Source organism: Klebsiella africana (genome assembly GCF_020526085.1).
GTDB lineage: Bacteria > Pseudomonadota > Gammaproteobacteria > Enterobacterales > Enterobacteriaceae > Klebsiella > Klebsiella africana.
Genome location: NZ_CP084874.1, coordinates 5,137,208 through 5,156,214 on the forward strand (window position 1 = coordinate 5,137,208; position 19,007 = coordinate 5,156,214).

The following is a 19,007-nucleotide window of genomic DNA, read 5'->3' on the forward strand; positions in this document are numbered from 1 at the left end:
GGCCCGATACCATCACACGCGTTGCAGGCCAATCAGAATGGCGCTTTCCGGGTCGAGGATGGGCAGCGCCAGCCCCGCCTGCTGTAGCCACTCACCGCTCACCGTCTGCGGCGTCGTCATCCATGCCGGCAGCTTGCGCATGGTGTGGCCGCCCTCACCGGTGATCTGAATGTTCGGATGATCGAGGAGCGTCACCTGATAGCGGGCGCTCGCCTCCAGCCCCGCCAGGCGCAGCGGCGCCATCAGGGTGTAGTCCGGCATCGCCAGCTGGCTGACAAGGAAAATCGCCTGCGCTTTATCCGGGCTGACGACACCATGGGCAAGAGTAGTGGCATCCGGCATATCTATTCGCCACTGCACGCCGTGATGGATCACGTTGCGCCACTGCTTATGCAGGGCCGCATATTTGCGGTATCCGGCGCGCTCTTCGTCATCAGCACTCACCGGATCCAGCTCAAGCCCCATATGACCGAACAGCGCCGTCAGGCCGCGGAAGGCGATACTATGCTGGCGGAAGGTGGCATGACAGTGGCGATTGCCAATATGCGCGCCCATTACCTCGGGCGGGAAAAAGTAGCTCATGCCGCGCTGGATGGTGTTGCGCTCAAGGGCGTCATTGTTGTCAGACGCCCAGAAGCGATGGCTGCGCTTGAGGACTTCATAATCGATTCGTCCGCCGCCGGAGGAGCAGGATTCAAATTCAATGTGCGGGAAACGGGCCACCAGCGTATCCAGCAGGCGATAGAACTGGCGCGTTTGCGCGTCCGCGGCGGCGCGTCCCTGATGCCCAGGCTGCACCAGCTCGCGGTTCATATCCCACTTCACGTAGTCCACCGCATGCTCGCCCAGCAGCCAGCTCATCCGCTCCAGCAGATAATCAAACGCTTCGGGAATGTTGAGATTCAGGACAAACTGATGGCGGCCGGTCAGCGGGGTATAGCCCGGCAGCGCCAGCACCCAATCCGGGTGCGCCCGGTACAGATCGGAATCCGGGTTAATCATTTCCGGCTCCACCCAGATACCGAATTCCATACCCAGAGACTTCACGTGATCGATAACCGGCGTCAGGCCATGAGGATATTTTTTCTCATCCAGATACCAGTCGCCAAGCGCCGCCCAGTCGTCGTTGCGCCCTTTAAACCAGCCGTCATCAATGATAAAGCGCTCGACGCCCAGGGCCGCCGCTTCGTCGGCCATACGCATGATGTAGTCCGGGTCGTGGTCGAAATAGATCCCCTCCCAGGTGTTGAGATGCACCGGGCGCGGCTTGTTGCCCGGGAAACGAATAATCCGTTCGCGCAGATAACGATGGAACTGCTGGCTCATGCCGTTCAGCCCGTTCGCCGAGTAGCTGGCATACAGGTACGGCGTCCATAAGGTTTCCCCTTCCGCCAGCGCCATTTCGCCCGGCAGATAGAGCGCCTCGGCCTGCAGATAGCGGCGGCCATCGGTTTTCACCTCCGCCCGCAGGCGATGGTTGCCGCTCCAGGCCAGATGCACGCCCCAGACTTCACCCTGCATCTCGCTAAAAGCGCGGCTCCCGGTGATCAGGGCCGGGAAATGTTCGTGAGACGTGCGCCCGCGGCGGTTCTCCAGCACAAAGCTGTCGTGTTCCAGCGTCAGGCGGTGAGGCTGAAACTCGCGGATCCAGCGGCCATGGAAAGCCATTACCTCACGAGCGCGTTCGGCGACCGGCAGCGTGACCGCCAGGCGATCCACCTGCCATGGGCTGGAACGCAGATTAGTTACGCCATGGCGCACGCTCAGCACGCCGCTGGCATCGAGTGCGATCTCGCTCTGCAGACGCAAACCGGCCTGCGGATCTTCGCTGACCAGGGTCAGCGTCTGGCCCTCGTGCCACACTTCGCTGGTGGTGAACAGCGGAGAGGCATCCAGCCCCTGACGATGGCCTTCAATGCCCGGCGCGCCAAACAGGCCATGACCCAGCTCCGCCATTAAGGTCACTGGCGAATCGACATCCAGCCTGCCATTGGCGACCGGGCGCGTCAGGCTATCGGCATCCTGCGGCGAAAAGTGGCTTAAATGCGGCCCCCAGTAGACAATTTCGGCGAAAGGGCGGGTTTTAATCACAACATCGGCACCGGCGCTTTGCAGGTGAATCAGCGAATCAGACATCAGACATCTCCATAACAAGGAATGTCTTACTGTTGATCCGAAACGTTTCGGATGCCAACCAAAACGTTTCGGATCCGTGATCGGCTTCAGAATTACGGGCTAAAAAGGGGGCAAATCAGGCGGTTTCACCCGGGAAAAATTCCGGTTGCCATAGCACCTGCAGCGTGGAGAGATCCTCCCCGGCGATTAAGCGGCGCACCATATCGGCAATCTGCCGCCCCACGCCCTGACGCGTGGACTGGATCACCGCGGCGACATCGGTCTCTATGATGCTGTCCTGCGGCAGCCCGTCATACACCACTAAGGCGACGCGGTTGTCGCCGGTTAAACGGCCCAGATGGGCGAGCGCCATTGCCGCGCCATCGCCATGGGTATTGCAGTCGGTGATAATCGCAGTAGGCGGCTCCGGCAGGCGCAGCAGTTCCAGCGTGGCCTGATAGCCGCCGCGGCGCGTCGGCGACACGCTGCGCAACCATGCATCGGATAACCCCGCCTCGCGCAGGGCATCGAGGTAGCCGTTACGCCGTTGCAAAATAAACGCCTGATTGTTGTTCTCGCCCAGCAGAGCGATACGCTGGTGGCCCTGCTGAATCAGATGGTGGGTGGCGCGACAGGTGCCGGCATAGTTATCGAAATCAAACCAGGCGTAAGGGTGCGCCAGGCGGCTACGGCCGAGCGCCAGAAACGGAAAGCCGGAGGCCTGCAACTGCGCCAGCCGCGGATCGTCATCCAGGGTATGGGCCACGATTAATGCATCGACGCGACGGCCCTGCACCATGCGCATATAGCCATGTTTATCCGCCTGCTCATCATCGGCGATCAGCAACAAATCAATGTCATGGCGCGCCAGCTCATGGCTGATCTCCCCGACCATCTCGAGAAAAACGTTATTGTTGAGCGGCGCGGGGCGGACAGGGAAGACAAGACCAACGGCATCAATGGTGCCCATTTTCAGACGGCGGGCGAAAGTGTTGGGGCGATAGCCCCGGCGCTGCGCTTCAGCCTCAACCCGGGCGCGGGTCTCCTGCGACACATCGTCGTAGCCGTTCAACGCCCGGCTGACGGTCGTGACGGAGATCCCAAGTTGTTTGGCAATGGCTTTCAGCGACATAAAAATCCCTGTTTTCGCATAGGAAAGCTAGTTTCCCGCAATATGGCTATGGCGTCCAGCGAGCTCGCGTCCCCCGCCGACGCGATGTCAGTTTTGCTCAGCGATCAGCAGGGCCTGCGTATCCGGCTCTAGCGCCTGAAAAACATGCTCCTGATCCGCTGGGTAGCAGATATAGTCGCCCTCGCCGAGCTCTTCCGGCGCCGACGTCAGCCCTACTCGCGCCCGCCCCTGGGTGACGATAATATGTTCCACCGAGCCTGGCGGATGCGGATGCGAAATGCGGTCGGCGCCGGGCTGGGTGAGCAGCAAATAGATGTCCCGACGCGCGCCGGGCGGACAGGCGGCCAGCAAAATGGCCTGATAGTTCGCCTGCTCTGCCACCACTTTGGTCCCCTCGCCGCGGCGGATCACCTGCGTTTTGTTCACCTGTGGCTCGAGCAGGCGGGCAAACGGGATATCCAGCGCTACGCAGAGCGACCACAGCGTTTCCAGACTCGGGTTGCCGTTGCCGGACTCCAGTTGCGATAGTGTGGATTTTGCGATACCCGCCCGACGCGCGACTTCCGCCAGCGAAAGCCCGGTCCGCGCCCGCTCCCGCACCAGACTTTTGGCGATAACGCTGATTGGCTGTGTCATACACGCCCCTTGTTTTTTATATCGAACAATTCGTTCGCCTTGAAAAACGATCATTATATGTTCATTATAATGGAAATTCGTTCGATATGGCTAAGTGATATGAAACAAACTCTCTCCAGTCTCAGCGGAGACACGATAAAAGCGATTGTTTTGGTCTGCCTTGCCGTCGGGGTGGTGGGCATGTCCTATGGGTCGCTGGCGGTGGCTTACGGCTTCCCTTTATGGGTGCCGCTCTTGCTTTCAGTGTCCGTGCTGGCAGGCGCTTCTGAATTCATGTTTATCGGCATTGTCGCCAGCGGCGGTAGTCCGCTGGCCGCCGCCGCCGCTGGCCTGTTAGTCAATGCGCGTCATATCCCGTTCGGGGTGACCGTGCGCGAACTGGTTGGTCGGCGCGCCTTAAGCTTTATCGGGTGCCACATTATGAACGACGAGAGCGTGGTCTTTGGCTTGTCGCAGCCCACCCCCGCGCAGCGCAAAGCGGCCTACTGGCTGTGCGGCGCTGGCGTCGCGCTGATCTGGCCCCTCGGTACGCTAACCGGCGCGGCAGTCGGCAAACTGCTGCCGGCGCCGGAAACCATCGGGCTTGATGCGGTCTTCCCGGCGATCCTGCTGGCGCTGGTGATCCCGGCCTTTAAAAACCGTACCACGCTGATCCGCGCGGGCAGCGGCGCCGCGCTAGCGCTTGCCGCCGTACCGTTTGTGCCCACCGGGCTGCCGGTGCTGCTTTCGCTGTTTGGTTTACTGTCGAGGAAAAAATAATGGGCAATATGACGCTGTTTATCGCCGGTATCGCCATCCTGTCGCTGGGAACCTATCTGATGCGTCTTGGCGGCGCGAAGCTTGGTAATCGGCTGGCATTTTCCGAGCGTTCGCAGGCGCTGCTTTCCGATGCGGCGACGGTGCTGCTTTTTTCCGTCGCCCTGGCCACCACTTTCTATGAAGGCGCGCATTTCGCCGGTATGGCGCGCGTTCTGGGCGTTGCTTTCGCTGTGTTCCTCGCCTGGCGCAAGGTGCCGCTGATCGGCGTGATTATCGCCGCGGCGGTAGCGACGGCGCTGCTGCGCCTGGCGGGTATGCCCTAGGACGAGTAAGCGTAATCTGTAAAACCGCTGTGCTGTCCGGCGATCGTGCCTTCAAGCCACTGAATAACCGGTTCGATTTGCAGCGGGTGCCGCTGGTCTATCGTCAGTACAGGTCCTAACGACATGGGCTGCGCCCGCCCGGCCAGCTGGGCCAGCTCCGGCAAATACTCTTCTCCGGGGTGGCCCGGCGGCCGCGTCGCCAGCCGCGAGGCATAGCGCGCGACGGCCAGCTCCGGAGAGATATGGTTCCAGACCTCAATCACCTGCTCCACGCCCGCCTGCTGTAGCAGTCTCTGCAAGGTCTCTCGCGGCTGAAAGCCGAACCAGGCGTCGATCAACCAGACCATGCTGGCAGGCGATGCGCCGACAATCGACCAGATCACCTCATACGCCGCGCAGCCCAGCTGGCGATTCATCGGCCGGTCGACAGGGGCCAGGCGCGCCATAAACGGCTCTTTGATGCCGTCGATAGTCAATACCGGCAGGCTAAAGGTCTCCGCCAGCAAACGGGTAATGGTGCTCTTCCCCGACGCCGGAATGCCGTTGATTAAAATGGCCGTTTTGCAGCCTGGGGTCAGATGTCTGTTCATAGTAATGCGACAACCTCCTCCCGGCTGCGGGCCGTCCGCAGTTTGGCCATAGTGTCATTATTATCCAGCAGCGCGACGATGGAACGGATGCCCTCCTCGATATGCGCATTGCTGTCCCGGGCGCCAAACATAATAACAATGTCCGCTTTTTCACTGTCCGCAAAGGGAATAGGCTTTTCCAGCACCACCAGGCTAAAGCAGTTGCGTCTGACGCCGCATTCGGGGCGGGCATGGGGGATGGCAATCCCTTCATCAAAAACGTAATAAGCGCCATGATTTAAAGTATTGTCGATCACCGCCTGGCTATATTCCGTCGAAATAAAGCCTTTTGCCTCCAGCGGGCGGGCAGCCAGCTTTATTACCCGCTGCCAGTCGGACTCCACAACGCCAACCTGAATGGCATCGGCCTCAATAAGCAGTTCTTTTATGGTCATTCTCTGTTCCTAGATATTGCGGCGAATAATATTGCGTAAATTATCAATCTGCAGAAACAGCGCATCGATATCCTGCCGGTGGCTCTTACTTTTGGCATATACCGATAATGCCCGGTTGTAAGTCAACATCAGTGTTTTTTGCACGTCGCTATTATCGGGCTGGCGCTGTAATTCGCCTTCCAGTCTGGCGATCTCTTCCGCCAGCTGACGGGACTGTTGATCATAATCCTGCAGCGGGTTTTGCTCTTTTTTCCACAGCGTTTTCAATGATTCAAACATAGCAAGCTCCCTCCCTGGCGGAAGACAGGGCAACAAAAGATATGTGTCGGTAAAAACGCTATTTAAATAGCGCCATTTTTTCCATTAATACGGCAGTCACTGCCTGGTTGGCGGGAATTAAAAATTTCCGTACGCTGTCATTTACTTTTCCTTTCTCAAACGTTGATTTACAGCGATCGACCCACTGCACGTTCATTTCCGTTCCGACGTTCACTTTATTAATCCCTTCGGTGACGGCCAGCCGCATATCCTCATCGCTGACACCTGTGCCGCCATGCAGCACCAGCGGCACGCCCGTCGCTTCGCTTATCGCCTTCAGCCGCGCATGTTGTATCTGCGCTTTACCGGTGTACAGGCCATGCACAGTGCCCACGGAGACGGCCAGCATATCGACCTGCGTCTCCTGTACAAAACGCGTCGCGTCGTCGACGGTAGTAAAACAGATATCTTCGGCAGCCACCGCTTTTCCATCCTCTGACCCGCCGATCGCCCCCAGCTCACCTTCTACCGTAATATTCCGCGGGCGGGCCATTTCCACCACAATCCGCGTGTTACCGATATTTTCCTCGAGGCTTAAGTGAGACCCGTCGTACATTACCGAAGAAAAGCCCGCATTCATTGCCGTCTCGATGGCTTTAATATCGGAGCAGTGATCGAGATGCAGGCAGGTTGGGATATTTTCGCTGTCTGCTAATGAACGCACGGCATCGACCAGTAACCGATACCCCAGATACTCTGCGGTACCGGTTGAAATTTGGATCATTAATGGGCTGTGGCTTTTTTGCGCGGCTTTGAAAAAAGCCGGCAACATCTCAATACAGTGTAAGTTAAACGAGCCAATCGCTTTGAAATTTCTCTCCTGAGCGATATTTAAAATCTCATTAAAATTATACAGACTCATGAACATTTTCCCCTTTCGGCTTAGCGGATTTACCGTTTACAAACCATGCCAGTGCGGCGACAAACACAATAAACACGGCGACAAAGAGCCAGTTATTCTGGAAGGCGTGACCTAATACCAGGCCGGAGCTGATAACGTCTGAATCGCTGAAGGTGACGCCTGTAAAGCCGTAGCTCTCCAGCATGGGCACCAGAATAGCCGGCAGAAAAGTGATAAACAGGCCGTGAATCACCCCGCCGATCATCGCCCCGCGACGTCCGCCCAGCGCATTACCAAATACCCCTGCCGTACCGCCGGCGAAAAAGTTGGTTAACAGCCCGGGGAGAATCATCGCCAGGCCGAACATCGGGAAAACCAGCATGCCGATAATCGAGCCGACAGTTGTCGCCAGAAATCCGACAATCACCGCATTCGGCGCATAGGGAAACAGCACCGGGCAATCGAGAGCAGGCTTTGCATCCGGGACAATACGCATCGCGATACCGCGAAAAGCCGGCACCAGCTCATTGAGTAATAAACGCACGCCGCTATAGAGGACAAAGACCCCGGCGACAAACTGAATGGACTGCATGAAGGCATACATCAGGTAATTAATGCCGCCGGAGAACTGCGCGATGTACTGCGGCCCCGCCGCGATAGCCGGGATGAGATACATCGGCACCATCACCACCGCCATGGCCAGATAGGTATCCTGCAGAAACTTAAAGTTATCAGGCAGTTCGAGATCTTCCGTGGAGCGAGAGCCTCTTCCGACAACTTTAGCGACCGCAGCCTGCACCAGATAGCCGATAGTACAGAAGTGTCCCAGGGCCACATCGTCAGACCCGGTAATGCGCCTGACCACCGGCTGCGCCAGGGCCGGCATTAACACCGCCATCACGCCGCCGAAGATGCCCCCGGTTAAAATCAGCGGTACGCCGGTGAGCCCGGACTTATAGCCAATCACGGCGCCGATCGTCGCCATCCACAGCAGCGCCTGGCCGGTCAGAAAAATATATTTCAGCGGCGTCAGCCGGGCGATAATAATATTGACGGCAAAGATCACCAGCAGCGTCAGCGCCACCTCCGAACCTAATTCCCGATTCGCTAACCCGGCGATGGCGGCCACATCGGTAATATAGCCTTTCATGCCAAATCCCTGGGTGAAGATATCATTCAGGAAGGTCAGCGTGGCGACAATGATGTTTATCCCGGCCATCATAATTAAGAAACCGAGCAGCGTTTTAAATGTCCCTTCCGCGGTTTTGCCTGGCGATTTCTTTTGCAGGATCAGGCCAAGCATGGCAATAAAAGCAATAAGAATGGATGCCTGGCCGAGTAAATCCTTAACGATAAACGCAACGAAGCTATTCATAATCAGCCACCTTCAGATGACGTTCTTTTAAGAATGCGACGATCTTAGTTTCAATCTCCTCTTTATCAGTAAGTTTATTCAATACCACGACACGTTTAATTTCTTCTTCACTGGCATCGGCGGTTAAGATGTCGGCAAAGGTTTTTTGCGTCAGAATCATATCCGATTTAAAAGCCCCAGCTTCGGAAACGGTGGTGTGTTCAATATGAGCGGGAATTTCCAGCTTCTTTAAAACTGCCTTCGCCGTCATTTCAATGGCAAAGCTTGAACCGAGGCCGCAGCCACATACGCATAAAATTTTCAGCATGGAGGGTCTCCTCAAATAATATTGAGTTGCTTGGCAAGTTTATAATGATGTCCTTCAGTATCGACCAGACGTTTTTTCATACTGACTAAATCAATCGGAATAGGTTTGTTACTGGAATTAATTATTATGGCTTTATTTTTCATACCTGACTGAATACAGCGAACCACTTCACTGGCCATAATCGTGCCCTGATAAATCTCTTCACAGGTTGGATCACCGCTGCGTAAACCATAGCCGACGATCGTTTTACGGATACGGACGCCAATTTGTGGTTCCAGCTGTTTGATCATGGTATCAATCGCCCCCTGAAAGCCGGGAGAGTACTCTTTGGTATAGCCTTCTGAGCAGAGGATAACGACGCTATTCTGCGTACTCAGCTTCCGGGTAATCCGTTCCGCGAGCACGGCCAACGGCATCTGTGCCTCCGGGATCAGGGCAATATCCGCATTACATTTAATGGCAGACTGCAATGTTAGTTCTCCACAATAGCCTCCTAATATCTCAACCATAAAAACCCGACCGGGCAGCGCTCTTCCGGTATTTCTTAAACGAGAGACTTCTTTAATAATTTGCTCACAGGCCGTGGAAAAACCAATCGTATAATCACTGCCATACACATCATTATCGATAGTCATTCCCACACCAAAGCAATTAATCTCAAATTCACTAAGGGTATTCAGAAACTGCAGGCTGCCATCCCCCCCGGCCATAATGAGCACATCAATACGCAGAGATTTAAGTTTTTTAGCAATGCTTTCATATTCACTGCGCTGCAGTTTGCGACTGGTTCGCCCCGAGGTAATGATCGGCACTGCGGTAATTGAATAATCAACCAGATCGCGCCACGCCATATCCTGATGACTTTTCTCCAGTAGCCCTGGAATACCGCCATTAAACAGCGTGATATCGGCATTAGCCTGCCTGGCTATCTGGAATATAAAATTATTCATTCCCGAAACATCCCCGCCGCTAATAACGATGCCAATTTTCATGACGCTTCCTCGCTCATTTGCCTGACGACATTTTTCCCTGAGTACAAGCCTTCTATTTGCAATGAAGATCACATAATGCGTATTAAATTACGTTCATGAATAGTTGACAGGTACGGCGAAACACCTATTTCTGTGATACACATCCCATTTAAAGAGAGTGATCTCCATCGCTTTCTGTTTTTAATATCTTTAAATTTCATGGCGTTAAAAAATCGAGATATTCAGGCGTGTTGACCTTTCCTTTGCCATAAAAAGGAGGATTTAAGAAAAGAACGGAAACGTGATTAGTGCCACATTTTTTTCGTAGCAGAGGAAAATATTGGCAAATTTCGCAGAGGCGGGAAGCGGAAAACGAAAACAAAAAAAGCGCCCTGAGGCGCTCTTTCGACAGTCGCTTTACGCTTATTTGTTCAGTTCGGCAGTCATATGCACGCGGTTGCCGGTAAACGCTTCGGTGATTTTGTAAGACGAAGCGCCGGCAGCCTGCGCCTGTGCGGCGATTTTCGCTTCCGCGCCGTCCATTGTGGAGGCGGTTGCGGTCACGGTTTCAGCAGCGAAGGAAGCGAAAGAGGCGGCCATAGCGATTACTGCGACAAAATTTTTGATGCTTTTCATGATATAAACCCTTTCATTTAGTTGTTTAGATAAGGCGCTGTGCCTTGATGTGTTAAATAGTAGCCCGCACATCGCTAAACAAAAAGCGGAAGGATTTGCTGTCATTGTTCAAATTTATTGACCAATATTTAACCCGCAATTAAACGCTGCGGATGGGTGTAAACTGTCGCCCTGCCCGGCTTGCAAAAGCCCACCAGCGTCAGATTGCAGCGCTCGGCAACTTCCACCGCCAAGGTAGTGGCCGCCGAGACCGCGAACAGGATCTCGACGCCGCACATCGCCGCCTTCTGCACCATTTCATAACTGGCGCGGCTGGAGACCAGCGCGGCGCCATGCTGCCACCCCTCGCCGACTTCCGCCCGCCGGCCCAGCAATTTATCCAGGGCGACATGCCGGCCAACGTCTTCAACCCCCCCCGCCAGTTCGCCCGTCAACCGGACCCACGCGGCCGCGTGAGTACAGCCGGTGAGCCGGCCAACCGGTTGAAAGTCGTTAAGATGCGCCAGGGCCTGGTCGAGATTGGCTAAATCGAACGACTGAGTGAACGGCAGCGGCTGGACCGGCTTACCAATATCATTGAGCTGCTCGACGCCACATACGCCGCAGCCGGTGCGTCCGGCCAGCGCGCGACGCCGGGCTTTGAGGCCCATAAAACGCCGGCTGGAGAGCTCAATCTGCACCTCAAGGCCGTTGCACACCGCTACCACGTCCATGCCGAAGATCTCCCGCCGGTGCTCGATAATCCCTTCGGATAAGGAAAAGCCGACGGCGAATTGCTCCAGATCTTTCGGGGAGGCCATCATCACCACATGGGAGATACCGTTGTAGACCAGCGCGACAGGCACCTCTTCCGCTAACTCATCTGGCTGAGGGTGTTGCAGATCCTTGCGCTTCCAGAGGGAGACCTGGCGATATCCTGTGACATTCGTCACATTTTCGATTTGTTCGAGAGGCTTCTTGTTCACTTTGCTTTAACCGTATTGGAACAGGCATACACACAATGTGGTATTCTGTTTTTATCCCTTCAGGAATGAGGGAAATTTGCCCTAATTCTGAACCTTTGCGGCCTTCACCGCAAAGCAAATAACTACATGTGACAATGTCGAAACAAGGAGCGAACCATGCAGGTCAGCAGAAGGCAGTTCTTTAAGATCTGCGCTGGCGGTATGGCGGGAACCACGGCAGCAGCGCTGGGCTTTGCCCCGGCAACTGCGCTCGCGGAGACACGGCAGTACAAATTGCTGCGCACGCGCGAAACCCGTAACACCTGCACATACTGTTCTGTCGGCTGTGGGCTGTTGATGTATAGCCTCGGCGACGGCGCGAAAAACGCCAAAGCATCCATTTTCCATATCGAAGGCGATCCGGATCATCCGGTCAACCGTGGTGCGCTCTGTCCGAAAGGGGCTGGTCTGGTGGACTTTATCCATTCTGAAAGCCGCCTGAAATTCCCGGAATATCGCGCGCCAGGCTCCGATAAATGGCAGCAAATCAGTTGGGACGAAGCATTCGATCGCATCGCGAAGCTGATGAAAGAGGACCGCGACGCCAACTTTATCGCGCAAAACGACGCCGGCACCACCGTCAACCGCTGGTTGACTACCGGGATGCTGTGCGCCTCCGCCTCCAGTAACGAAACCGGCTATTTAACGCAAAAATTCACCCGCGCCCTCGGGATGCTGGCGGTGGATAACCAGGCGCGCGTCTGACACGGACCAACGGTAGCAAGTCTTGCTCCAACATTTGGTCGCGGTGCGATGACCAACCACTGGGTGGATATTAAGAACGCCAACCTGATCGTAGTGATGGGCGGTAACGCCGCTGAAGCGCATCCGGTGGGATTCCGCTGGGCGATGGAAGCCAAAATCCATAACGGTGCCAAACTCATCGTTATCGATCCGCGCTTCACGCGTACAGCGTCGGTGGCTGATTTCTATACCCCGATTCGTTCCGGTACCGACATTACCTTCCTGTCGGGCGTGATCCTGTATCTGCTGAATAACGAAAAATTCAACCGTGAATACACCGAAGCCTACACCAACGCCAGCCTGATCGTGCGTGAGGACTATAGCTTCGACGACGGGCTGTTCAGCGGCTATAACGCAGAAAAACGTCAGTACGACAAAACCAGCTGGAACTATGAGCTGGACGAAAACGGCTTCGCCAAACGCGATACTACGCTGCAACATCCGCGCTGCGTCTGGAACCTGCTGAAACAGCACGTTTCCCGTTATACCCCGGATGTAGTTGAAAACATCTGCGGTACGCCGAAGGCCGACTTCCTCAAAGTCTGTGAATACATTGCTGAAACCAGCGCGCCGGATAAGACCGCGTCGTTCCTGTACGCTCTCGGCTGGACCCAGCACTCCATCGGTGCGCAGAACATCCGCACCATGGCGATGATCCAGCTGCTGCTGGGCAACATGGGGATGGCGGGCGGCGGCGTCAACGCCCTGCGCGGTCACTCCAACATCCAGGGTCTGACCGACCTCGGCCTGCTCTCCACCAGCCTGCCGGGCTACATGTCGCTGCCGAACGAAAAACAGGCCGACCTGCAGACCTACCTGAGCGCCAACACGCCAAAACCGCTGCTGAAAGACCAGGTCAACTACTGGGGCAACTATCCGAAGTTCTTCGTCTCCATGATGAAAGCCTTCTTCGGCGACAATGCCACCGCGGAAAACAGCTGGGGCTATGACTGGCTGCCGAAGTGGGATAAGAGCTACGACGTTCTGCAGTACTTCGAGATGATGAATCAGGGCAAAGTGAATGGCTATATTTGCCAGGGCTTTAACCCGGTCGCCTCGTTCCCGAACAAAAACAAGGTTGTCGCTTCCCTGTCGAAACTGAAGTTCCTTGTGACCATCGACCCGCTCAACACCGAAACGTCCACCTTCTGGCAAAACCACGGTGAGTCGAACGATGTCGATCCGGCGAAAATCCAGACCGAAGTGTTCCGTCTGCCGTCCACCTGCTTCGCCGAAGAGAATGGGTCTATCGTCAACTCCGGCCGCTGGCTGCAGTGGCACTGGAAAGGCGCGGACGCCCCGGGGATCGCTGTCACCGATGGTGAAATCCTCGCCGGTATCTTTACGCGCCTGCGTAAGATGTATGCCGAAGAGGGTGGCCCGGCGCCGGAGCCGGTGCTCAACATGACGTGGAACTACTCCACGCCACACGAGCCGGCATCGGAAGAAGTGGCGATGGAGAGCAACGGTAAAGCGCTGGCGGATATTACCGACCCGGCGACCGGCGCGGTGATCGTCAAGAAAGGCCAACAGCTGAGCTCCTTCGCACAGCTACGCGACGACGGCACAACCTCCAGCGGCTGCTGGATCTTCGCCGGAAGCTGGACGCCGGAAGGCAACCAGATGGCGCGCCGCGATAACGCCGATCCATCCGGTCTCGGCAACACGCTGGGCTGGGCCTGGGCCTGGCCGCTCAACCGCCGCATCCTGTATAACCGCGCCTCCGCGGACCCGCAGGGTAAACCGTGGGATCCGAAGCGTCAGTTGCTGAAATGGGACGGCGCCAAATGGGGCGGCGTGGATATTCCGGACTACAGCGCCGCCGCGCCTGGCAGCGACGTCGGTCCGTTTATCATGCAGCCGGAAGGGATGGGCCGTCTGTTCGCTATCGACAAGATGGCGGAAGGACCGTTCCCGGAACACTACGAGCCGTTTGAAACGCCGCTCGGAACCAACCCGCTGCATCCGAACGTGGTCTCTAACCCGGCCGCTCGCGTCTTCAAAGGCGATCTCGAGCAGATGGGTAAGGCCGAGAAGTTCCCGTACGTCGGCACCACTTACCGTCTGACCGAGCACTTCCACTATTGGACCAAGCATGCGCTGCTCAACGCTATCGCACAGCCGGAACAGTTTGTGGAGATCGGGGAAAAACTGGCGAATAAGCTCGGCATCGGTCACGGCGATACCGTGAAAGTTTCCTCCAACCGCGGCTATATCAAAGCCAAGGCAGTGGTGACCAAGCGTATTCGCACGCTGAAAGTTGACGGTAAGGATATCGATACCATCGGCATTCCTATTCACTGGGGCTATGAGGGCGTGGCGAAAAAAGGCTTTATTGCCAACACCCTGACGCCGTTCGTCGGTGATGCGAACACGCAGACGCCGGAGTTCAAAGCTTTCCTCGTGAACGTGGAAAAGGTGTAACGGAGACGACTTATGGCTTATCAATCGCAAGATATTATTCGTCGTTCCGCGACTAACGGTTTCACCCCCGCGCCTCAGGCGCGGGACCACCAGCAGGAGGTGGCGAAGCTTATCGACGTCACCACCTGTATCGGCTGCAAAGCCTGTCAGGTGGCCTGCTCCGAATGGAACGATATTCGTGATGAAGTCGGTCACAACGTCGGGGTGTATGACAACCCGGCGGACCTGACCGCCAAGTCATGGACGGTGATGCGCTTCTCGGAAGTGGAACAAAACGACAAGCTGGAATGGCTCATCCGCAAGGATGGCTGCATGCACTGCGCGGACCCAGGCTGCCTGAAGGCCTGCCCGTCAGAAGGCGCGATCATTCAGTACGCCAACGGCATCGTCGACTTCCAGTCCGAGCAGTGCATCGGCTGCGGCTACTGTATCGCTGGCTGTCCGTTCGATGTGCCGCGTCTGAACCCGGAAGACAACCGTGTCTACAAATGTACCCTGTGCGTAGACCGCGTCACCGTCGGCCAGGAACCAGCCTGCGTGAAAACCTGTCCGACCGGCGCAATCCACTTTGGCTCCAAAGAGGATATGAAAACGCTGGCCGGCGAACGCGTGGCTGAGCTGAAAACCCGCGGTTATGACAATGCGGGCCTGTACGATCCGGCCGGTGTCGGCGGCACCCACGTCATGTACGTGTTGCACCACGCCGACAAACCGAATCTATACCATGGCCTGCCGGAGAATCCGGAGATCAGCCAGACCGTCAAGTTCTGGAAAGGCATCTGGAAACCGCTGGCGGCCGTCGGCTTCGCCGCGACCTTCGCAGCCAGTATCTTCCACTACGTCGGCGTCGGTCCGAACCGCGCGGAAGAGGAAGAGGACAACCTGCATGAAGAGAAAGACGAGGTGCGCAAATGAAAAGACGTGACACCATCGTGCGCTACACGGCGCCGGAACGCATCAACCACTGGGTCACCGCCTTCTGCTTCGTCCTGGCGGCGGTGAGCGGGTTAGGCTTTTTCTTCCCGTCCTTTAACTGGCTGATGCATATCCTCGGCACACCGCAGCTGGCGAGAATTCTCCACCCGTTCGTCGGGGTGGTAATGTTCGCGTCGTTTATCATCATGTTTTTCCGTTACTGGCATCACAACCTAATCAATCGGGATGATATCTTTTGGGCGAAGAATATTCGTAAGATCGTCGTCAACGAGGAGGTGGGCGATACCGGGCGCTATAACTTCGGCCAGAAATGCGTGTTCTGGGCGGCGATTATTTTGCTGGTACTGCTGCTGGTGAGCGGTGTGATCATCTGGCGTCCGTATTTTGCGCCGGCTTTCTCAATCCCGGTGATCCGATTTGCGCTGATGCTGCATTCATTTGCCGCAGTGGCGTTAATTGTGGTTATCATGGTGCATATCTACGCCGCCCTCTGGGTGAAAGGCACCATTACCGCGATGGTGGAAGGCTGGGTTACCAAAACGTGGGCGAAGAAACATCACCCGCGCTGGTACCGAGAGGTCCGCCAGAAACAGGAAAAGTCATCTGAATGAGTATTCGCATAATCCCGCAAGACGAGCTGGGTTCGAGCGAGAAACGCACGGCGGAAGCAATTCCGCCGTTACTGTTCCCCAGGCTGAAAAATCTGTATAACCGCCGCGCTGAACGCTTGCGCGAGCTGGCCGCTGATAACCCGCTGGGCGATTACCTGCGCTTTGCCGCGCTGATTGCCCATGCCCAGGAAGTGGTGCTGTACGACCATCCGCTGCAGATGGATCTCACCGCCCGCATTAAAGCGGCCAGCGAACAGGGTAAACCGCCGCTGGATATCCACGTTCTGCCGCGCGACAAGCACTGGCACAAGCTGCTGCACTCGCTGATTGCCGAGCTGAAGCCGGAGATGAGCGGCCCGGCGCTGGCGGTCATTGAGAATCTGGAAAAAGCCTCTGAGCAGGAGCTGGAGCAGATGGCCAGCGCGCTGTTTGTTTCCGATTTCGCCTCCGTCAGTAGCGACAAAGCGCCGTTTATCTGGGCCGCGCTGTCGCTCTACTGGGCGCAGATGGCCAGTCTGATCCCAGGAAAAGCGCGCGCCGAATACGGCGAACAGCGCCAGTTCTGCCCGGTGTGCGGCTCGATGCCGGTCTCCAGCATCGTGCAAATCGGCACCACTCAGGGGCTGCGCTATCTGCACTGCAACCTGTGCGAAACTGAGTGGCACGTAGTACGCGTCAAGTGCAGCAACTGTGAACAGAGCCGTGACCTGCACTACTGGTCGCTGGACAACGAGCAGGCAGCGGTGAAAGCCGAAAGCTGTGGCGATTGCGGAACCTACCTGAAGATTATGTATCAGGAGAAGGATCCGAAAGTCGAAGCCGTCGCCGACGATTTGGCCTCCCTGGTGCTCGACGCCCGCATGGAGCAGGAAGGCTTCGCCAGAAGCTCAATTAACCCGTTCATGTTCCCCGGCGAAGGGGAGTAAGTTCTGCGGTGTGATTTCGGGCGGCTCTTGTCGCCCGTATTACTTCTTGCGACACGAGCGCGGGCAGGGATTATTCACCCGAGTCACTGACTTTTATCAGTGGCCAGCCTTTGGCTGGAGAGAGTCGTTTCAGACGAGTTTGTCGCTCATTTGTCGTCCTCTGCTACTCGAATTATTCAGGGTGTAGTTCGTACGGCGTGACCACGCCAGGAATGCCGGCAAAATCCCTCGTATTTCGCGTAATCAGTTCCAGACGATGGAGTTGCGCCGTCGCCAGAATGATGGCATCTGGCAGCTTAAGCTTATACTCCTGCCGCAGAGCAACGCTTCGCTCTGCAATATCCTGCGAGATGTTGATGATATTAAAAGCGCTTAGCGCCATTCGCGTGCGCTGCTCCTGGTGATATTTTTTTGCGCCAACCATCACCTCCATCCAGGTAATCAGACTGATCGCATTCTGCGGTGGCCTGGCCTCCAGCGCTTGTTTGGCTTCGCGACGCCCGCTAAATAAATCAATAAGAATGTTGGTATCAAAAAGCGCAGATCCGCAGGTCATTACCACTCCTTGCGTAGCTGACGTTGATATTCCATGCCATCTTCTTCGCAGTCTTGCCACAGGCCCAGCGCACTGGAGATGATATCTTTAGCTTGATCTTGTTTCTCCAGATATTGTTCAACCGCTTCACGTAACAGTTCCGCTCGCGGAATGTTACGCTGCACTTTAAGGTCATCGAGACGTTGAATGACATCGTCTGATAAATCGAGAAGAATTCTGCCCATATCCCTTTCAGCCATCATGCTCATATATACCTCCAGTATATCACCAGCGATGAAATTATGAGCAATCTACAGCTTTTGAAATCGGAAACAAAAAGGATTTTGCCAGATAAACGCATTTTTGCGAGCCGCTTTCCATAATGCACAAGCGATTTTAACAGGCCTGTCTTTTCGCCATAATCCAGGCTATAACACTGGATATTAAAACAGTAAAAGGAACTACATATGGCGCTGGAAAAAGGAATTGCTTCGCTGGTTGAGGCATTTATTGCGGCAGGTCGTCCGTCATCACGCGATCAACATATTGATGACAGGAGGGCCGGCTATATCGCCAGCGCGGTCCTCGCCGGGGAGACGGAAACGCGAGTGCGGGTGGAGGATATCACGCTGGAGGGGATGAACTTCCGCGTCGTTTCACCGTCCACGGCCAGCGGCTTGTTGCCGACGCTTATCTACTACCACGGCGGCTGTTTTGTCAGCGGCGGCTTTGCCACCCATGACAATCAATTGCGCCAGCTTGCCTGGTTCAGTGGGTGCCGGGTGATCGCCGTGCAATATCGCCTGGCCCCGGAGTACCCTTTTCCGGCGGCGCACGATGATGCGGAACGAGGCGCCAACATTATCCATCGGTATGCGCAGCGGCTTGGCGTTGACGCCGCGCGCGTCACGCTGGCCGGCGACAGCGCCGGCGGCCACCTCACCCTGGTCACGGCTCTGCGCCTGAAAGCGGCGGGAGCATGGCAACCTGCGCAGCTTATCCTGATTTACCCGATGCTCGACGCTACCGCCAGCATGGCAAGCTACGCCAGCAACGGCGAGGATTACATCATTACCCGGGACACGCTGCTTAGCGGCTACGAAATGTATTTAGCGGCCACACCCGCTACCCATCCGGAAGCCAGTCTGCTCTGGCGCGACGATTTTCACGGGCTGCCACCGGTACACATTCTGACGGCGGAGTTCGATCCTTTACGTGATGAGGGCGAAGCGCTGTACCGACGACTGACAGAGCAAGGGGTGGCGAGTTCCTGTCAGCGCTATCTGGGGGTGATCCACGGCTTCTTTCAGTTGGGAGGCATCAGCCAGGCCGCACGAAATGCCATGCGGGATATCGCCTGGCGTGTGGCATCGCCAGGACTATAACTGCC

At 56.2% G+C, this 19,007-nt stretch carries 21 protein-coding genes; 7 read left to right on the plus strand and 14 right to left on the minus strand.

Translation table 11 applies throughout. The annotated features are described in order from the left end of the window. Window positions 1-12: 12 nt before the first annotated feature. The 3 genes from LGL98_RS24650 to LGL98_RS24660 form a co-directional block, all read right to left on the minus strand. Window positions 13-2,136, minus strand: a complete 2,124-nt coding sequence (locus LGL98_RS24650) for an alpha-galactosidase (RefSeq protein ID WP_136031303.1) — start codon at window positions 2,134-2,136, stop codon at window positions 13-15. Between the two features lie 115 nt (window positions 2,137-2,251). Beyond that, window positions 2,252-3,247, minus strand: a complete 996-nt coding sequence (locus LGL98_RS24655) for a substrate-binding domain-containing protein (protein WP_136031301.1) — start codon at window positions 3,245-3,247, stop codon at window positions 2,252-2,254. Window positions 3,248-3,334: 87 nt separating this feature from the next. Further along, window positions 3,335-3,883, minus strand: coding sequence for a helix-turn-helix domain-containing protein (locus LGL98_RS24660; RefSeq protein ID WP_002882865.1), 549 nt, complete (start codon window positions 3,881-3,883; stop codon window positions 3,335-3,337). A gap of 99 nt (window positions 3,884-3,982) precedes the next feature. Here LGL98_RS24660 and LGL98_RS24665 point away from each other — a divergent pair, with 99 nt between their 5' ends. Continuing rightward, window positions 3,983-4,642, plus strand: coding sequence for an AzlC family ABC transporter permease (locus tag LGL98_RS24665; RefSeq protein ID WP_136031299.1), 660 nt, complete (start codon window positions 3,983-3,985; stop codon window positions 4,640-4,642). Further along, window positions 4,642-4,965 (plus strand): AzlD domain-containing protein, encoded by a 324-nt coding sequence (locus LGL98_RS24670; RefSeq protein ID WP_136031297.1) that lies wholly within the window; start codon window positions 4,642-4,644, stop codon window positions 4,963-4,965. Before LGL98_RS24665 ends, LGL98_RS24670 begins: the two co-directional genes overlap by 1 nt. On the opposite strand, the gene LGL98_RS24675 is transcribed toward LGL98_RS24670, so the two are convergent. The 9 genes from LGL98_RS24675 to fdhD form a co-directional block, all read right to left on the minus strand. Further along, window positions 4,962-5,555 (minus strand): P-loop nucleotide/nucleoside kinase family protein, encoded by a 594-nt coding sequence (locus tag LGL98_RS24675; RefSeq protein ID WP_002882862.1) that lies wholly within the window; start codon window positions 5,553-5,555, stop codon window positions 4,962-4,964. The genes LGL98_RS24670 and LGL98_RS24675 overlap by 4 nt on opposite strands. Next, window positions 5,552-5,989, minus strand: a complete 438-nt coding sequence (locus tag LGL98_RS24680; RefSeq protein ID WP_002882861.1) for a PTS sugar transporter subunit IIA — start codon at window positions 5,987-5,989, stop codon at window positions 5,552-5,554. Before LGL98_RS24680 ends, LGL98_RS24675 begins: the two co-directional genes overlap by 4 nt. Window positions 5,990-5,998: 9 nt before the next feature. After that, entirely contained in the window at window positions 5,999-6,268 is a 270-nt protein-coding gene (locus LGL98_RS24685) for a hypothetical protein (protein WP_002882858.1), read from the minus strand. A 58-nt stretch (window positions 6,269-6,326) separates the two neighbouring features. Beyond that, complete coding sequence (locus LGL98_RS24690) at window positions 6,327-7,169, minus strand: class II fructose-bisphosphate aldolase (protein WP_136031295.1); 843 nt, start codon at window positions 7,167-7,169, stop codon at window positions 6,327-6,329. Further along, a complete protein-coding gene (locus tag LGL98_RS24695) occupies window positions 7,156-8,523 on the minus strand; it encodes a PTS sugar transporter subunit IIC (protein WP_136031293.1) in 1,368 nt (455 codons plus the stop codon). Before LGL98_RS24695 ends, LGL98_RS24690 begins: the two co-directional genes overlap by 14 nt. Continuing rightward, window positions 8,516-8,830 carry a PTS sugar transporter subunit IIB gene (locus tag LGL98_RS24700; RefSeq protein WP_004151864.1) on the minus strand — a complete coding sequence of 105 codons (315 nt, stop codon included), beginning with the start codon at window positions 8,828-8,830 and terminating at the stop codon, window positions 8,516-8,518. The genes LGL98_RS24695 and LGL98_RS24700 overlap by 8 nt, the downstream gene beginning before the upstream one ends. An 11-nt stretch (window positions 8,831-8,841) precedes the next feature. Further along, window positions 8,842-9,822 carry a 6-phosphofructokinase gene (locus LGL98_RS24705; protein WP_002882831.1) on the minus strand — a complete coding sequence of 327 codons (981 nt, stop codon included), beginning with the start codon at window positions 9,820-9,822 and terminating at the stop codon, window positions 8,842-8,844. Between the two features lie 402 nt (window positions 9,823-10,224). Next, window positions 10,225-10,437, minus strand: a complete 213-nt coding sequence (locus tag LGL98_RS24710; RefSeq protein WP_114266707.1) for a YdgH/BhsA/McbA-like domain containing protein — start codon at window positions 10,435-10,437, stop codon at window positions 10,225-10,227. A 128-nt stretch (window positions 10,438-10,565) separates the two neighbouring features. Continuing rightward, window positions 10,566-11,402: a formate dehydrogenase accessory sulfurtransferase FdhD gene (fdhD, locus tag LGL98_RS24715; protein WP_136031291.1), complete on the minus strand. Its 837-nt coding sequence runs from the start codon at window positions 11,400-11,402 to the stop codon at window positions 10,566-10,568. 156 nt (window positions 11,403-11,558) lie between these two features. On the opposite strand from fdhD, the gene fdnG reads away from it, so the two are divergent. From fdnG to fdhE, 4 genes are read left to right on the plus strand one after another with little or no spacing between them, the layout of a single operon-like run. Continuing rightward, window positions 11,559-14,609 (plus strand): formate dehydrogenase-N subunit alpha, encoded by a 3,051-nt coding sequence (fdnG, locus tag LGL98_RS24720; RefSeq protein WP_136031290.1) that lies wholly within the window; start codon window positions 11,559-11,561, stop codon window positions 14,607-14,609. 12 nt (window positions 14,610-14,621) lie between these two features. Then, window positions 14,622-15,524 (plus strand): formate dehydrogenase subunit beta, encoded by a 903-nt coding sequence (gene fdxH, locus LGL98_RS24725; RefSeq protein ID WP_002882822.1) that lies wholly within the window; start codon window positions 14,622-14,624, stop codon window positions 15,522-15,524. Then, on the plus strand, window positions 15,521-16,156 hold the full coding sequence (fdoI, locus tag LGL98_RS24730) for a formate dehydrogenase cytochrome b556 subunit (RefSeq protein WP_008807902.1): 636 nt from the start codon (window positions 15,521-15,523) through the stop codon (window positions 16,154-16,156). Before fdxH ends, fdoI begins: the two co-directional genes overlap by 4 nt. After that, on the plus strand, window positions 16,153-17,082 hold the full coding sequence (gene fdhE / locus LGL98_RS24735; RefSeq protein ID WP_136031288.1) for a formate dehydrogenase accessory protein FdhE: 930 nt from the start codon (window positions 16,153-16,155) through the stop codon (window positions 17,080-17,082). The genes fdoI and fdhE overlap by 4 nt, the downstream gene beginning before the upstream one ends. Before the next feature lie 172 nt (window positions 17,083-17,254). Here fdhE and LGL98_RS24740 read toward each other — a convergent pair whose 3' ends face one another. Further along, window positions 17,255-17,638: a type II toxin-antitoxin system VapC family toxin gene (locus LGL98_RS24740; protein ID WP_136031286.1), complete on the minus strand. Its 384-nt coding sequence runs from the start codon at window positions 17,636-17,638 to the stop codon at window positions 17,255-17,257. After that, window positions 17,638-17,880 carry a ribbon-helix-helix domain-containing protein gene (locus tag LGL98_RS24745; RefSeq protein WP_168435282.1) on the minus strand — a complete coding sequence of 81 codons (243 nt, stop codon included), beginning with the start codon at window positions 17,878-17,880 and terminating at the stop codon, window positions 17,638-17,640. Before LGL98_RS24745 ends, LGL98_RS24740 begins: the two co-directional genes overlap by 1 nt. Before the next feature lie 204 nt (window positions 17,881-18,084). On the opposite strand from LGL98_RS24745, the gene LGL98_RS24750 reads away from it, so the two are divergent. Further along, on the plus strand, window positions 18,085-19,002 hold the full coding sequence (locus LGL98_RS24750) for an alpha/beta hydrolase (protein ID WP_136031282.1): 918 nt from the start codon (window positions 18,085-18,087) through the stop codon (window positions 19,000-19,002). The last annotated feature ends 5 nt before the right edge of the window (window positions 19,003-19,007 follow it).

What these genes read in the sequence shown, in the direction of transcription:
- LGL98_RS24650 (WP_136031303.1), bottom strand. Translation starts at nt 2,136, where the DNA reads ATGTCTGATTCGCTGATTCACCTGCAAAGCGCCGGTGCCGATGTTGTG.
- LGL98_RS24655 (WP_136031301.1), bottom strand. Translation starts at nt 3,247, where the DNA reads ATGTCGCTGAAAGCCATTGCCAAACAACTTGGGATCTCCGTCACGACC.
- LGL98_RS24660 (WP_002882865.1), bottom strand. Translation starts at nt 3,883, where the DNA reads ATGACACAGCCAATCAGCGTTATCGCCAAAAGTCTGGTGCGGGAGCGG.
- LGL98_RS24665 (WP_136031299.1), top strand. Translation starts at nt 3,983, where the DNA reads ATGAAACAAACTCTCTCCAGTCTCAGCGGAGACACGATAAAAGCGATT.
- LGL98_RS24670 (WP_136031297.1), top strand. Translation starts at nt 4,642, where the DNA reads ATGGGCAATATGACGCTGTTTATCGCCGGTATCGCCATCCTGTCGCTG.
- LGL98_RS24675 (WP_002882862.1), bottom strand. Translation starts at nt 5,555, where the DNA reads ATGAACAGACATCTGACCCCAGGCTGCAAAACGGCCATTTTAATCAAC.
- LGL98_RS24680 (WP_002882861.1), bottom strand. Translation starts at nt 5,989, where the DNA reads ATGACCATAAAAGAACTGCTTATTGAGGCCGATGCCATTCAGGTTGGC.
- LGL98_RS24685 (WP_002882858.1), bottom strand. Translation starts at nt 6,268, where the DNA reads ATGTTTGAATCATTGAAAACGCTGTGGAAAAAAGAGCAAAACCCGCTG.
- LGL98_RS24690 (WP_136031295.1), bottom strand. Translation starts at nt 7,169, where the DNA reads ATGAGTCTGTATAATTTTAATGAGATTTTAAATATCGCTCAGGAGAGA.
- LGL98_RS24695 (WP_136031293.1), bottom strand. Translation starts at nt 8,523, where the DNA reads ATGAATAGCTTCGTTGCGTTTATCGTTAAGGATTTACTCGGCCAGGCA.
- LGL98_RS24700 (WP_004151864.1), bottom strand. Translation starts at nt 8,830, where the DNA reads ATGCTGAAAATTTTATGCGTATGTGGCTGCGGCCTCGGTTCAAGCTTT.
- LGL98_RS24705 (WP_002882831.1), bottom strand. Translation starts at nt 9,822, where the DNA reads ATGAAAATTGGCATCGTTATTAGCGGCGGGGATGTTTCGGGAATGAAT.
- LGL98_RS24710 (WP_114266707.1), bottom strand. Translation starts at nt 10,437, where the DNA reads ATGAAAAGCATCAAAAATTTTGTCGCAGTAATCGCTATGGCCGCCTCT.
- fdxH (WP_002882822.1), top strand. Translation starts at nt 14,622, where the DNA reads ATGGCTTATCAATCGCAAGATATTATTCGTCGTTCCGCGACTAACGGT.
- fdoI (WP_008807902.1), top strand. Translation starts at nt 15,521, where the DNA reads ATGAAAAGACGTGACACCATCGTGCGCTACACGGCGCCGGAACGCATC.
- fdhE (WP_136031288.1), top strand. Translation starts at nt 16,153, where the DNA reads ATGAGTATTCGCATAATCCCGCAAGACGAGCTGGGTTCGAGCGAGAAA.
- LGL98_RS24740 (WP_136031286.1), bottom strand. Translation starts at nt 17,638, where the DNA reads ATGACCTGCGGATCTGCGCTTTTTGATACCAACATTCTTATTGATTTA.
- LGL98_RS24745 (WP_168435282.1), bottom strand. Translation starts at nt 17,880, where the DNA reads ATGATGGCTGAAAGGGATATGGGCAGAATTCTTCTCGATTTATCAGAC.
- LGL98_RS24750 (WP_136031282.1), top strand. Translation starts at nt 18,085, where the DNA reads ATGGCGCTGGAAAAAGGAATTGCTTCGCTGGTTGAGGCATTTATTGCG.